Genomic DNA, 14571 nt, shown 5'->3' on the forward strand with positions numbered 1-14571 from the left:
ATAAAACAATGCTAATTTTATGAATGTAAAGTGTTTTTTGGGTTCTGCCCAAACATTTCGATGCTTATTGATATTTCTTCCTTGCTTTGCAAACGTATGCATCGTGTGCCACTTTCTACACATTGCCAATCGACGATAATGACAATGAGGCACTCCGTATGGATGATTTTGGATTACTCAACTGGACGATTTTGATCGTCTATCTCCTTGGTAACCTCTTAATGGGCTCGTTGCTGAGCAAGAAGGTCGACAGCGCTGAAGACTACTACTTGGGCAGCAAGACTATCCCTTGGTGGGCTATTGGCTTGTCGGTGATGGCAACCTATGTCAGTGCGATGTCATTTCTTGGTGGTCCGGCTTGGTCGTACGGTAACGGACTTGGCGTGATGATGATCCAGGTCAACTACCCACTGGTAGTGTTTCTGGTGATCACTCTATTTTTGCCTTTCTTTTACAATAGCGGCGTAGCCTCCATCTACGAGTATCAGGAGCGTCGCTTCGGTCGTAAGGCTCGAGGTGTAATGTCGGTTATCTTCATGATGAGCCAGACATTGTCCTCGGCGGCAGTGCTCTACGCGACGGCGCTGGTGCTGAGCTTCATCACTGGCGTGGATGTCGTCACCGCGATCCTGGTAATCACTTTGATCGCACTGGTTTATACCCTGATGGGGGGAATCAGTGCAGTGATCTGGACCGATGTGCTGCAGGCTGTGATCCTGCTGGTGGGCGCTGCGATCATATTCTATGCATTACTTGATCGCATGCCGGAGTCGCTAGTGACAACGCTAGGTGAGCTTAAAGCCCAAGGTAAAATGAATATCCTGGACTTCACCTTTGACACCCATGTCGAGGCTACCGTCTGGTCTGGAGTCATTGCCATGGTTCTCTACCATGTCACCGTCTATGGCGCCAACCAGATGGTGGTGCAGCGGGCGTTGGCAGCAAGAAATATTGGTGATGCCAAAAAATCCTTTCTTTTCATGGGGTTTACGGCATTTTTCATCTATTTCCTGTTTCTGCTGATGGGCGTGCTCTTCTACAGCTATTACGGCGGTCGCGAATTCGAGAACAGCAACACTATTGTGTTGCAGTTCGCTGCCGACTATGGACTGCCAGGGCTATTGGGAGTTGTCGCTTCTGCGGTAGTGGCTGCTTCGATGTCTAGCCTGGACTCAGCACTTAACTCTTTGGCGACAGTGACCACCCTCGACTTTTACGAGAAGTACTTCAAAAAGGGTGCTTCATCGGCGCACTACCTGAAGGCTTCTCGCTGGTTTACCGTGGTTTGGGCGGTATTGATCATCGTGCCGGCTATCCTTTTCGCTCAAACGGAGGGGTCAGTACTGCAACTACTCACAAAAGTCGGCTCCTATTTTGTCGGTGCCAAGCTGAGCATGTATGCCTTGGGCTTCTTCTCTCGGCATACTACCGAGCGGGGACTGTTGATCGGAGTTGCGGCTGGATTCATGGCAGTCTGGTATGCGGCCACTCAGACTGACGTGGCTTGGCCTTGGTTCTGTGCCATTGGCGCGGTGGTCAATATGCCGGTCGCCATTGTCGCTAGTCTGCTGCTGGATGGCCGTCAGGAAAAGCTCTCGGCTTATACCATTCAGGGCCAGAAGACAATGTTCCGAGAGCAGAGTCTACCAACCAAGGATGGGGGCTGGTACTTGATTCCAGGAAAGGTAGATCGTGTCAGCTGGCTACTTGTAGGGTTCTTTTTGGCCACGTTGCTGTTCCTCTATCTGTTTTCAGTCCTGATCTGACTCTACGTCTGGCCTGCTTGAGAGGGCGGCGGGCCAGATAGATACAAAGAAGTATGCGGGTAGGAGAAAACGTTGTTGCATTCGTATGCATAAAGTGGGTGTTGTAAATGACACCACACCAATAGAGCTGATGCCGATACAGGCTGCGCTAGTGTCGATACCTGTGAACCCCAAATCCTGTTACTTCCGAGGTGAATTCATGATCCGTTATCTCAAGTCCGGTGCCACCATGGATGTTCGTTCTGAGGCCGACCGCAAGGTACGCGATGTCGTCGAGACCACTCTGGCCGATATCGAGGCCCGCGGCGACAGTGCAGTGCGCGAGCTCTCCGAGCGATTCGATGACTGGTCACCGGCGAGCTTTCGTCTGAGCCAGGAGGAAATTGACCAAGCGATTGCCGAGGTCTCGCCTCAGGCGATGGAGGATATCCGTTTCGCCCAGGCTCAAGTGCGTCGCTTCGCCGAGGCCCAGCTCGCGTCCATGCAGACAGTCGAGATCGAGAACAGCCCTGGTGTGATCCTCGGGCACAAGCACGTGCCGATCGAGGCGGTGGGTTGCTACATCCCGGGTGGGGGGTATCCGATGGTGGCCTCGGCTCATATGAGCGTGCTGACCGCCAAGGTCGCCGGTGTCAAGCGGGTAGTCGCCGCCGCACCACCTTACAAAGGAAAGGCACATCCGGCGATCGTCGCTGCCATGCACCTGGCCGGCGCTGACGAGATCCTGGTGCTGGGTGGCGTTCAGGCAGTCGGCGCCATGGCCATCGGCACCGAGAGCATTGACGGTGTCGACATGCTGGTCGGCCCGGGCAATGCCTTCGTCGCCGAGGCCAAGCGTCAGCTGTTCGGTCGTGTCGGCATCGACCTGTTCGCCGGCCCCACCGAGACCCTGGTGATCGCCGATGACAGCGTCGATGGCCTGCTGTGTGCCACCGACCTGCTGGGTCAGGCCGAGCACGGCACCAACTCGCCCTGTGCGCTGCTGACTAATTCCGAGGCCCTGGCCCGCGATACCGAGGCCGCTATCGCCGAGTTGCTCGAGAAGCTACCCACCGCCGATGCCGCCCGTCAGTCCTGGGAGACCTACGGCGAGGTCATCGTCTGCGACAGCCATGAGGAAATGCTTCAGGTCGCCAACGACATGGCCTACGAACATGTCCAGATCATGACCGAGAACGTCGACTGGTACCTCGACAACATGGTCAACTACGGCGCGTTGTTCCTAGGGCCGCGTACCAACGTCGCTTACGGTGACAAGGTGATCGGTACCAACCACACCCTGCCCACCAAGAAGGCAGCGCGTTACACCGGTGGCCTGTGGGTCGGCAAGTTCCTCAAGACCTGCACCTACCAGCGCGTGCTCACCGACGAGGCCTCCGCCCGCATCGGCAGCTACTGCTCGCGGCTCTGTGCCCTCGAAGGCTTCGCCGGTCACGGCGAGCAGGCCAACGAGCGCGTGCGCCGCTACGGCCAGCGCGACGTGCCCTATGCCGGCCAGGTGGAAGCCTGAGGTGGTCCGGTTGAGGAGCCAATCATGACGCTACCCCAGACACCGAGCCAGCGGCTGGATGGCCGCACCGCACTGATCACTGGGGCCAGCAAGGGCCTAGGGCTGGCGGCGGCCTGCGCCCTGGCCCAGGTCGGCGCCAAGGTGATCCTGGTGGCCCGTGACCCCGCGGTCCTCGAGGAAGCGGTGGCGGCGCTGACCGCCGCCGGCTACTCGGCCGAGGCGCTGGTCCTGGATGTCACCGATACCGCGGCGGTGCGCGAGGCGCTCAGCGGCCGACGCATCGATATTCTGGTCAACAATGCCGGCACCAATCGGCCCAAGCCGATCGACGAGATCAGCGAGGGTGACTACGCGGCGGTGATGGACATCAATGTGCGGGCCGCCTACTTCCTGGCCCAGACCGTGATCGCCTCGATGCCGGAGGGCGGCTCAATCATCAACATGTCGTCCCAGATGGGCCACGTGGGCGCCGCCGATCGCAGCCTCTACTGCGCGTCCAAGTCGGCGGTGGAGGGCATGACCCGGGCCATGGCCGTGGAACTCGGCCCCCGTGGCATCCGCGTCAACAGCGTCTGCCCGACCTTCGTCGAGACGCCGATGACCCGGCCGTTCTTCGAGCAGCCGGGCTTTCGCGAGGCGGTGCTGGCGAAGATACCGCTGGGGCGTCTCGGCCGGATCGAGGACATCATGGGCTCGGTGGCCTTCCTCGCCTCGGACGCCGCCGCCCTGGTGACCGGCAGCGCGCTGATGGTCGACGGCGGCTGGACGGCCCACTGAAACCCACAAGGAGACATGGCATGAGCTTGACCGGTTTCGACGCGCAGTTCGTCGATCTGCGTGACTACATCTTCAAGATCACCGAGTGGATCTGGGAGGGGCGCGGCATCGACCTGATCCGCGACTACTACGCCGAGGACTGCCCGGTGAAGACCCCGGGAGGCGCCTTCAGCGGCGTCGAAGGAGTGATCCGCGGTACCCTGGAGACCCTCCAGGAGTTCCCCGACCGCAGCCTGCTCGGTGAGGACGTCATCGACAGCGAGGATGCCCCGGGCACCTACTATTCCTCGCACCGCATCTTCTCCCATATGACCCATGCGGGGGAGGGCGCCTTCGGTGCGCCCACCGGCATGCGGGCCGGCGTCATGACCATCGCCGACTGCCTGTGCCGGGAGAACCGCATCGTCGATGAATGGCTGGTCCGCGACCAGGCCGGCCTGGCCCGGCAGCTGGGGCATTCCCCCGCGGCGCTCGGCGAGGCTCTGGCGGCCAAGGCCGCGCTGCCCGACGCCGAGGCCCTGGTGGAACGCTGGCGGGGCCCCGAGGGGGACCTGGACATCGATGCCCTGGGACCGGTGGCCGTGCGCTATCGGGATCTCTGGCAGCACGCTCGCCTCGAGCGGCTGCGCGACGGCTACGACCGGGCCATCGACGCCAAGGTGCCGGGAGCGCGCACCCTGCGCGGCCACGACGACCTGGAGCGCTTCTGGTTCGGCTACAAGGGCGCCTTCCCCGCGGGGCAGTTCCGCATCCATCACTGGATCGACCGCGAGGACGCTGGCGAGCCGCGCCGGGTGGCGCTGCGCTGGTCGCTCTCGACCACCCATCAGGGCGGCGGCGTCTTCGGGCCGGCCAGCGGCGCCCCGGTGGTGCTGCTCGGCATCACTCATGCCGAACTGCGCGGCGACACCGTGGTGCGCGAATGGCACCAGCTCGACGAGATCGCCATCCACGCCCAGATCGCCCAGCACCGTCAACAAAAGGTCTGATGTCAGGGGCGGTCGGCTAGTGCGACCGCCGGACTAGCGCTGGATGCCGCTGGTGTCTTTACCTCTCACCAGGGGCGATCGCATCGCTCCTGGCCCATCTCGACGTGAGGTGGGTCGTGGTGAGTGGCGGGTCATAAGGCGGCCTCAACTGATTTCGTATTCAACAGGAATTCTGGCGCCAGGTTGTTCTGTTCCCATTACCGAGTATCGGTATAGAGAGCGTGATGGGTGCTCCAGACCGCGAGGGTTGGCGAGAAAACCAGGCTTGGCGGCAAGAATGTGTGCAATGGAGAGGTTGCAGAATGACAACGGATACTCATACCCGGAATAAATCGCTGATTGCCCCGATGCGGGAAGCGATGCGCGATTTTAGCGAGGAAGGCGTGCGGACCGCGCTGGAGGGACTGATCGCCCCGGACGCGGTGGTGCACATGTGCCACCCCTTCGGCGATCTGGCCGGTCCGAAGGCGCTTTACGACAGCTGCTATGCGCCGCTGTTCGATTCCATGCCCGACCTGGAGCGCCGTGACTGGATCGTCATGGGCGGGCGCACCGAACATGGTGGTGACTGGATCGGTTGCGGGGGCCATTACTATGGCACCTTCGTGAAGCCTTGGTTGGATATTCCACCGACCGGCCATTTGACGCACATGCGCTTCCATGAATTTTATCGCTTCGAGGAAGGCCGGGTCGTCGAGATCCAGACCATCTGGGATATCCCGGAGGTAATGATGCAGGCAAAGGCCTGGCCGCTGGCGCCTTCGCTCGGTCTCGAATTCTGCATCCCCGGGCCGGCAACGATGGATGGCGTTGTGCCGGGTCCCTGGGACGAGGAGAAGTCACAGGCCTCCTGCCGTCACATCGTAGAGATGCTGGACCACATGACGAAACACCCCGGCCAGGGCGGGCCGGAAGTGATGGAGATGCCCAGGTTCTGGCATGAGCGGATGAACTGGTACGGGCCGGCCGGCATCGGCACGGGCCGTGGCATCGCCGGTTTTCGAAACTGGCACCAGATTCCCTTCCTGAGCGGCATGCCCGATCGCGGTCAGTATCTGGACGAGATCAACTATCACTTCTTCGGCGATGGCGATTACGCGGCGGTCACCGGCTGGCCCAACATGATGCAGACCGTGACCGACGACGGCTGGTTGGGCATCGCGCCCTCGGGCAAGAAGATCGCCATGCGATCGCTGGATTTCTGGCGATTGGAAGACGGCAAGATCCGGGAAAACTGGGTGACGGTCGATCTGCTGGATGCCTATCGCCAGCTGGGCGTGAACGTCTTCGCGCGTCTGCGCGAATTCAACAAGGCTCGCGTGGTGGGAGAGATCCCCTTCCCCGTAGGCGAGGCCTGACATGACCACTTACCTCGGCACCTCCCGGTGCCGCCTTCATCACTGGGTCGACCTCGAAGGCGTCAGGGTGGCGCCACGCGAATGGCGTCATCTCGACGAGATCGCTATCCACGCCCAGATCGCCCAACACCGACAGCAGGAGGCCTCATGACCTGGACCCTCGACACGCTGCGCCAGCGCCGGGTGCGTTACGACGACCTGGTGCCCTGCCGCAATGCCTTCATCGATACCCGCTCGCCGGGCTCCGATCGCAAGGAAAACTTCACCATCATCGGCCCGGGGGTGGCTGAGAGTTCCGACCAGCACGTGCATATCTCCGAGCCCCACGGCTTCAACGTCGGCGGCGCCCGCCAGCCCGATGGCTGCCTGAACTCCCAGCACTCCCACGAGGGTGCCGAGGTGTTCGTGGTGCACACCGGGCGCTGGCGGCTGTTCTTCGGCCCGGAGCGGGAGGAGGGCACCCTGGACATCGCCCCGGGCGACGTGGTCAGCGTGCCGACCCAGATGTTCCGCGGCTTCGAGAAGCTCGATGCCGGGACCGGCTTCCTGTGGGTGGTGCTGGGCGGTGACGACCCGGGGCGGGTGCGCTGGGCGCCCAGCGTCTTCGACCTGGCCGAGCATCATGGGCTGGTGCTGCTCAAGAGCGGGCGCCTGGTGGACCGTGCTGCCGGCGAGACCATCCCCGAGGACGAGGAGATCGAGACCGCCCCCGACGCCGAAGAGATCGCGCGGCTGGTGACGCCTTCGCCGGAGCGCCTCGCCGAATGCATGGTGCGCCACGAGGCCTTGCGCGGCAACGCTGACGCCGTGCTCGCCGCCCCCGGCGTCGAGGAGTGCGGCGTCATCGCCCCGGCGGCCAGTGGCGACGGCTTCGGGCCGGGGCCGATCAGCGGCTGGTGGCCCCATGGTTTCCAGCTGCGCGTGCTGCGCGTCGCCGAAGGGGCTGTGACCCCGGACTACCACTGCGACGAACCGGAGGTGCTGTTCGTGCAGTCCGGCGGCGTGCGTCTGGTCAGCGAGGCCGGCGAGCTGGCGCTGGGCACCGGCGATACCTTCACCTCGCCCCAAGGCTGGACGCATCGCCTCGAGGCCGATGCCGACGCCGAGGTGGTCGTAGTGCGTGGCGGGGATGCGCCCACCGGCCCGCGTCGCGCTGCCTGAAGAGCAAAGAGGACTACGTATGCATAATGTGACCCGGCGACAGCCGCTGCTGCTGATCCCCGGCACCCTCTGCGACGAGCGGCTGTGGGCACCCCAGGTCGAGGCCCTGGAAGGGCGGGCCGATATTCGGGTGCCGCGCCTCGATGCCAGTGACGATCTGGAAGCCCTGGCCCGAGACATCCTCGATCAGGTGCCCTGGCCACGCTTCAGCGTCGCCGGCCTGTCGATGGGCGGTATCCTGGCACTGGCGCTGATGCGCCTGGCACCGGAGCGCATCGAACGGCTGGCATTGCTCGATACCAACCCCTTCGCCGAGGCTCCCGAGCGCCGGGCACAGCGGGTCGACGACATCGCCCAAGCCGAGGCTCTGGGCATGGCCCGTTATGCCGGCGAGGTGCTGGCGCCGTTGTATCCCGCCGAGGGCGCCGCCGTGGACCCCGAGCACAGTGCTCTGGTGGTGGCCATGGCCGAGCGCGGTGGTCTCGAGACCTTCCGACGCCAGGCCATCGCCCTGCGCGATCGTCCCGACGGCAGCGCCGCGCTTGCGTCCATTTCCGTGCCGACCCTGGTGCTGTGTGGCGACGGCGACCGGCTGTGCCCGGTATCCCGGCACACTTATCTGGCCGATCATATCCCCGGAGCTGAGCTGGTGATCCTTGAGGGGGTCGGCCATCTGAGTACTCTGCAGGCCCCCGAGGCCGTCACCCAGGCGCTGGCGCACTGGCTCGAGCGCTCATCTACCCCCTAGACCCGGAGAGACCCATGGCCCTGAGCCCGGAACTGCTGAACGAACTGCGGCGCTTCGACACTCCCACGGTGGCCAATGCCCTCGACCTGGTGCGTGGCACTCGCAGTGCCGAGGGCTTCAGTCGGCTGCCGCTGGTGGCCGCCGACCCCGGCGCCGCGCCCCTGGTCGGCTATGCTCGCTGTGCGAAGATCCGCGCCCTGACGCCTCCCGAGGAAGACGCCGCGGTCATCCGCGAGCGGCGCCTCGCCTATTACCGCTATGTCGCCGACAGCCCAGCCGATTCGCTGATGGTGATCGAGGACGAGGATGGCGAGGAAGCCGTGGGCGCCTACTGGGGCGAGGTCAACACCTGCCTGCACAAGCGCCTGGGCGTCGATGGCGTGCTCACCAATGGGGTGATTCGTGACCTCGACGACCTGGAACCGGATTTCACCGTGCTGGGCGGCCGAGTCGGCCCCTCTCATGCCTATGTGCGGGTCACCGCCGTCGATGTGCCGGTCAGGGTCTTCGGCCTAGATATCGCCCCCGGCGATCTGATTCATGCCGACAAGCATGGCGCGGTGCGGCTGACCTCGGACGAAGCCCAAACGCTGCCCGAGGCCATCGCCACGATCATTGGCGCCGAACAGGAATTGCTGGATAGCGCCAGAGTGCCCGGCTTCGATTTTGATGCCCTGTTGGAGGCCTGGGAGGCCTTCGAGAAGCGTCGCGTTTAGGCCTCTTCCTCGTCCCTGGCCGCGCTCGGTGGCGCCGATACCGGGTGCGGCCGTCGACTGTTTCCCGATCCCGGAGAATGTCATGACCAACCATCAAGCCAACAAGGCCCTGATTCTCGAGTTCTATCGCGAGCTCGAGGGGGCCGATGCCGAGACGGTCGGCGGCATCGTCGATCGTTATACCTCCGCCGACTACCAATGGCACGGCGTCCATCCCTTCGAGGAGCAGCATGGCGCCGAGGCCGTCACCGATGCCTTCTGGCGGCCTTTCCTCGCCGCCTGGTCGTCGGTTCAGCGGCGCCAGGATGTGTTCTTCGCCGGTACCAACACCCGGGACGGTACCGACTGGGTGGTCAGCATGGGCCACTTCATGGGGCTCAGGGATCGCCCCTGGCTGGGTATCCCGGCGACCCGCAGGATCGGCTTCCTGCGCTATGCAGATTTCCATTGCATCCGTGATGGCAGGATCGTTCGCAGCGGCTTCTTCTGCGACATCATCGACGTGATGCATCAGGCCGGCATCAATCCGCTGCCGCCCCAGACCGGCGCTTCCTTCGTCTACCCCGGCCCGCGGACACATGATGGCCTGTTGTTCGAGGCCCAGGACCCGGCGGCGGGGGAGAAGACCCTGGCGCTGGTCAACCGCATGGTCGACGACCTGACCGCCCTCAACCTGAGCGGCGATGACCTGCCGCCACCGGAGCTGCTGGCGCGCAGCTGGCACGATGACATGATCTGGTATGGCCCCGCGGGCATCGGCGCGACCTACACGATTCCCCGTTACCAGGAACAGCACCAGCTACCGTTTCGCACCGGGCTGACCGGCAAGGTCTTCAATGGCCACGTGACGCGCTTCGCCGAGGGTGACTACGCCGGTTTCTTTGGCTGGCCGAACCTGACCAATACGCCTGTCGGTGGCTTCCTGGGGCTGCCCGGCAGCGACGTTCGCGCCGACATGCGGGTGGTGGACATCTACCGCCGCGAGGGCGACAAGCTGGCCGAGAACTGGGTGCTGATCGACCTGCCATACTGGTTGAAGCAGCAAGGCCTCGACATCCTCGAGCGCACCGCAGGGCTGGTGGGCACCGACTACTCGTAGGTCACCACCAGGAAGGCCAGCAGTTCCTCCTCGCTGTCGTTCTCGATGGTGTGCTCCTGGCCGGCGTGGTAGTGGGCCGAGTCGCCCACGCCCAGTTGGCATTCGTTGTCGCCGGCGATCACTCGGGCGCTTCCCCGAGTGATCGTCAGTTGTTCCCGGGTGCCCTCGAAGTGGGGGGCGCTATATAGCTGCGCCCGGGGCGCGATGCGTAGCTCGTAGAATTCGACGCTTTTCTCCAGCTGCAGTGGTGAAAGGGTGCGAATCCGGCACTCGCGGTCGTGGTGGCCTTGAGTCGCTAGGGCCTGGAGGCGGCTTTGGCGGCCTTCGAAAGGGGCAAGGTGAGGGGAGGGTTAGGTCTTAGCCATCATCTCGAGCAATCCAGGATCTTGACCTAAAGTCTTGTGTCGCCACTCGGTGACAAGTGAGCCGCTAATTGTCTCGGCGGCTTCCTTACCATGCATTCGGAAATCTCGAGTTCTGATCTTTGCCACCCAGGGTTACGGTTAATATTCTCGGCGATGGCAGCATTTAAGGCCACGGCGGCTGAGGCCACTTTGACGCGCCGGCCAAGACTTTGGTCTACATCATGGGGTTGTCCCATGTTCACATGGTCGATGGCCGGGTTACCCAGGAATGGATCACCGTCGACGAGAGGGCAGTCTGGAAGCAGCTGCTGGCTCACGAGATAATCCGGGGCGCCTGAGAGTCGGTCGCCGGCGTCAGCGCAACAGGGTCTGCCGCACCTGGCGTCGGTAGTCGCTGGGGCTCTCGCCAGTCAGCTGCTTGAAGCGCTTGCTGAAGTGGAAAGGGTCGCAGAATCCCAGGCCGGTGGCGATCTCGGCGACGGCCTGATCGCTGTGGACCAGCAACGACATGGCTCTGCGCAGGCGCTGCTGGTCGAGGTACTGCTTCGGACTCTGGCCTAGGGTAGCCTTGAACAGCTCAGTGAAGCGATTGCGGGACAGCGCGCAGCGGGCGGCGAGCTCCTCGACCGTCGGTACCCGATCGACATGCCTGTCGATCAGCGCCAGGGCAGCCTCGAGCCGTTTGAGGGCGGCGAGATGATGCCGGCGTTCCGGGCGTTCCCGAGACACGGCAAGCACTTGCGCGAGGAAGCCGTAGGCTGCGGCCTGGCGGGCCGCTGCCACCTGCAGAGCATCGGTGCCCTGATTCGCTAGAAGGGCGGTTAGAGACGCAGTAGCCCGGGCCACTCCGGTGGCCTCGTCGGAGATGACGGTTGGCACCGTATGGCCGGAAAACACATCGACGGCGTGATGCAGGCTGAAGCTGATATGTAGGCCGTCGGTGACCGTGCCTGCCTCGAAAGACAGGGCGTGGCGCGCCCCAGCGGGCACCAGTAGTACCCTCCCAGGCCTCGCACTGACGCCGCCTCCCTCAGCCCATTCACAGTGATAGGCGCCCTCCACCACATGCAGGACCACCCAGTAGGGAAGCACCCGCCAACCGGTGTTGACGCAATGATCGCTGCGATGGGTCGACCAGTCGATGCGACAGCGCAGGGCGTCGGTCAGGTCAGAAAGGGGCGCTTGGAAGCAGAGCATGGTAGTGGATCTCCTGTCGCGGGCGGGTAGCGGCGAGGCGTCTCGGTTTGGAGCTTTTACCCTAGAATATCAGCCAGTAGGTGCAAAAACACATGCAAGGTGGGCGGCGGGACATGGTGGGCTGGGAAGGGAGTGGGTAAGTTGTTCGGGTTGCTTCGCACTTTATCAATTCATGACCCAAAGGTGTTTTCATGCCCGGCGCACGTCCTCAACAGGCCGCCCTGACGCGGCACAATGACCTCTCCAAAACCGATGAGACTCTAGCCACCATCGATGCCATGGTCGATGGCCTCAACGACCACGACATTGACAACATGGGACGTTTCTTCAGCGATGCCTTCCGCTGGATGGGCAATGCCGGTTGCGGTTTCAAGCTAGGACTGGAAGAGTTTCAGTCCCATTGGCAGCGACCCTTCCAAGCGGCTTTCTCCGACAAGGTGTGCATCGACGAGGCGCGCTTGGCCCAGGGGGAATGGTGTGCCGCCTTCGGTCGCCAAGAGGCTGTGCACAGTGGCGAATTCATGGGCATTGCCCCCACCGGCAAGAGAGTGGTGATCCGCTATATGGATTTTTGGAAGGTGGTGGACGGCAAGATTGTCGATAACTGGGTAATGGTCGATTTTCCGTCGGTCATGCAGCAGCTCGGCGTCGACCCCTTCGGTGGGCACGGCTGGGAGGCGATGGACAGTGCCGCTCGTCCCGAGCGATACGGCGATGAGCTTCTCTGAAGCTGTCCCCGTCTGGGGCCAAGTATTGCCTGGATTGCTGGCCGAGTGGATGGCATATAGTACCTCGCTCGGCATTCCTGCCGGTGGACCGACGGCCCCGTCGCTTTGCGAGTAGGCAAGGTCCCATCCTCACGAGGGTCTACGGCACATGTCATCGTGCCCGGCTCATCGGCGAAGCTGGCCTGGCCGTTAGTGTCTCTACCATGGCGACATGGTCGACTGGAGGCCATACCACAGGCCGTCGGCAGGCCCCCCTCTCATGAAGGGGCGCATCGCGACGAGCGACGAAATCCGCACCTCGCTCGTCCGCCGTACGCCCGCCGGAAGGCGGGTTTTTCTGCCGGGTTGCGCCTCAGGCCCTTGTAGCTTGGGTCCTGCCCCTAGAAAAAATCCTTTTACTACCACCTGAGTTCAGTGCGAGTTCTGGTGAGGAGCGATTTTCACTCTGGGGGCCTCTACGCGTCATGAATCCGAGAGAGTCGTCGTGAATAGCGGGCGCTGCCGACGTAGTAATGAGACGACTTCATGAGCGATACCACGGCAGTGGATATCGCTGACCGGCCGGGCAGTGATCTTGCCGCCGAGAATTTCACTAGGAGCGAGACGCGCCGCCAAGCGTCCTCGATTGATATGTAGGGCCTGCATAGGCGCTTAGGGTATGCCACTATGGCCCTAGATGGCGTAAGTCTAACCATCTGTGCCTGCGAGTTCTTCACCCAGTTGGAGCGGATCCGGCTGCGGCAAGAAGCCCCTACTGAGGATCCTCGCCGGCCTGAAGGCGACCGGTGTTGGCGCTTACGGTAGGCGGGCTTGCCAAGCACATCGGCGGCGCATCTTGGCACGCCTTGATTGCAAAACTGTAATACAAGACCAAGTAGCAGAGCATACACCTAGTCAAGATCGATCAGTTATTCGTAAGTTCCAAGAACTGCCAGCTTAGTTGGCACAATATGGACACCATACCGCTGAACATCCGGCTGTGGGGTCGCTCGTTCCGTGTAACATCTCATACGCTAGGCTGAAAGTGTACCGATGCCAATTGGGTCGGAAGAGTCAACACGAGAGCCCGCAAGGAGTTGTCATGCCAGCCACCCGCACGCCCTCGTCCGCCAGGGAGCGGATACATCTGTGGTGGGATCTATTCATCATCGTGCTCGTGATCGCCAATCTGGCATTGCTGCTGTTCGATAGCCTCTACCTGATTTCCCCGCTGAACACGGCCTTCGAGGCTGTGACACCCGGGTTGCATGCGGCCTATGAGCAGAATATCCACGCCAATTTCCTCTCCATCGACCTAGCGTTCGTCGCCGTCTTCCTGCTCGATGTGCTGGCGGGGTGGGCACTGGCCATCGCGGAGCGGCGCTACCACCGCTGGTTCTTCTATCCCTTCGTACACTGGTATGACGTGCTGGGGTGTATCCCGCTGAGCGGATTCCGCCTGTTGCGTGTGTTGCGTGTGGTCTCGCTGCTGTTCCGTCTGCAACGCCTGGGCTTGATCGATGTTCGCCGCTGGTACCTCTACGGCGTGGCGGCCAAGTATCTCGATATCCTGCTGGAGGAGCTGACGGATCGTATCTCCCTGCGCATGCTCGATAACGTGCAGCAGCAGTTGCGCGACAGCGATAACCTCTCATCCTCGGTGATCGAGCGCGTCGTGGAGCCTCGCAAGCAGGCCTTGATCCAGGAGATCAGTCAGCGCCTCGAGACCATGGCGGGGGATATCTATACCCAGAACCGCGACGATACCCTGCGCTATGTGCGAGGGCTGGTCAGTCGCACCCTGGCCGAGAGCCCGGAGCTCCAGCGGGTGTCACGCCTGCCCATGGGCACCCAGCTGACGAAAGGGCTCGAAAGTTCGCTGTCGGATCTGGCGTGTCACCTTGTCGATGAAGCACTGGTCGGCCTGCGCTCCAAGGAGTTCTCGGCATTGGTGGGGCACCTGGCAGAGAGTGGTTTCGATGCCTGGTCGCGCACTGATCCCAGGACGGAGCAGATCACCGAGCAGGTGCTGATCGACATGTTGGAGCTACTCAAGGAGCGCATCGCCGTGAAGAGCTGGCAGAAGAAATACGAGTGAAGCCAGGTGTGCCTGCATAGCCATATCGCGACTGGCCAGCGTGCATGACAACTCTGTGCGCGGGGCAGCCCTTGAAAGTC

The 14571-nt window shown here is 62.5% G+C and carries 13 protein-coding genes; 11 read left to right on the plus strand and 2 right to left on the minus strand.

Annotated features, from left to right (window positions below; genetic code table 11):
* Positions 1–158: 158 nt before the first annotated feature.
* From OW493_RS02990 to OW493_RS03030, 9 genes are all read left to right on the plus strand, one after another.
* Positions 159–1766 (plus strand): sodium/solute symporter, encoded by a 1608-nt coding sequence (locus OW493_RS02990; protein WP_289863183.1) that lies wholly within the window; start codon positions 159–161, stop codon positions 1764–1766.
* A 199-nt stretch (positions 1767–1965) separates the two neighbouring features.
* Complete coding sequence (gene hisD, locus OW493_RS02995) at positions 1966–3276, plus strand: histidinol dehydrogenase (RefSeq protein ID WP_289863184.1); 1311 nt, start codon at positions 1966–1968, stop codon at positions 3274–3276.
* A 24-nt stretch (positions 3277–3300) separates the two neighbouring features.
* Complete coding sequence (locus tag OW493_RS03000) at positions 3301–4053, plus strand: SDR family NAD(P)-dependent oxidoreductase (protein WP_289863185.1); 753 nt, start codon at positions 3301–3303, stop codon at positions 4051–4053.
* Between the two features lie 20 nt (positions 4054–4073).
* Positions 4074–5042, plus strand: a complete 969-nt coding sequence (locus tag OW493_RS03005; RefSeq protein WP_289863186.1) for an ester cyclase — start codon at positions 4074–4076, stop codon at positions 5040–5042.
* 347 nt (positions 5043–5389) lie between these two features.
* Complete coding sequence (locus OW493_RS03010) at positions 5390–6400, plus strand: ester cyclase (RefSeq protein WP_289863187.1); 1011 nt, start codon at positions 5390–5392, stop codon at positions 6398–6400.
* Between the two features lie 147 nt (positions 6401–6547).
* The gene (locus tag OW493_RS03015; protein ID WP_289863188.1) at positions 6548–7561 is read left to right on the plus strand and encodes a cupin domain-containing protein; all 1014 of its coding nucleotides are present in this window, start codon (positions 6548–6550) and stop codon (positions 7559–7561) included.
* Positions 7562–7580: 19 nt separating this feature from the next.
* The gene (locus OW493_RS03020) at positions 7581–8309 is read left to right on the plus strand and encodes an alpha/beta fold hydrolase (protein ID WP_289863189.1); all 729 of its coding nucleotides are present in this window, start codon (positions 7581–7583) and stop codon (positions 8307–8309) included.
* Positions 8310–8323: 14 nt separating this feature from the next.
* On the plus strand, positions 8324–9025 hold the full coding sequence (locus OW493_RS03025) for an RraA family protein (RefSeq protein ID WP_289863190.1): 702 nt from the start codon (positions 8324–8326) through the stop codon (positions 9023–9025).
* Between the two features lie 82 nt (positions 9026–9107).
* On the plus strand, positions 9108–10124 hold the full coding sequence (locus OW493_RS03030; RefSeq protein ID WP_289863191.1) for a nuclear transport factor 2 family protein: 1017 nt from the start codon (positions 9108–9110) through the stop codon (positions 10122–10124).
* Here the strand turns inward: OW493_RS03030 and OW493_RS03035 are convergent.
* Positions 10115–10387: a cupin domain-containing protein gene (locus OW493_RS03035; RefSeq protein ID WP_354670122.1), complete on the minus strand. Its 273-nt coding sequence runs from the start codon at positions 10385–10387 to the stop codon at positions 10115–10117. The genes OW493_RS03030 and OW493_RS03035 overlap by 10 nt on opposite strands.
* 456 nt (positions 10388–10843) lie before the next feature.
* The gene (locus OW493_RS03040) at positions 10844–11686 is read right to left on the minus strand and encodes an AraC family transcriptional regulator (protein WP_289863192.1); all 843 of its coding nucleotides are present in this window, start codon (positions 11684–11686) and stop codon (positions 10844–10846) included.
* 191 nt (positions 11687–11877) lie between these two features.
* On the opposite strand from OW493_RS03040, the gene OW493_RS03045 reads away from it, so the two are divergent.
* Entirely contained in the window at positions 11878–12414 is a 537-nt protein-coding gene (locus tag OW493_RS03045) for an ester cyclase (RefSeq protein ID WP_289863193.1), read from the plus strand.
* A 1081-nt stretch (positions 12415–13495) separates the two neighbouring features.
* Positions 13496–14491, plus strand: a complete 996-nt coding sequence (locus tag OW493_RS03050) for an ion transporter (RefSeq protein ID WP_289863194.1) — start codon at positions 13496–13498, stop codon at positions 14489–14491.
* Positions 14492–14571 lie beyond the last annotated feature (80 nt).

Source organism: Cobetia sp. 14N.309.X.WAT.E.A4 (assembly GCF_030397495.1).
GTDB classification, from domain to species: domain Bacteria; phylum Pseudomonadota; class Gammaproteobacteria; order Pseudomonadales; family Halomonadaceae; genus Cobetia; species Cobetia marina.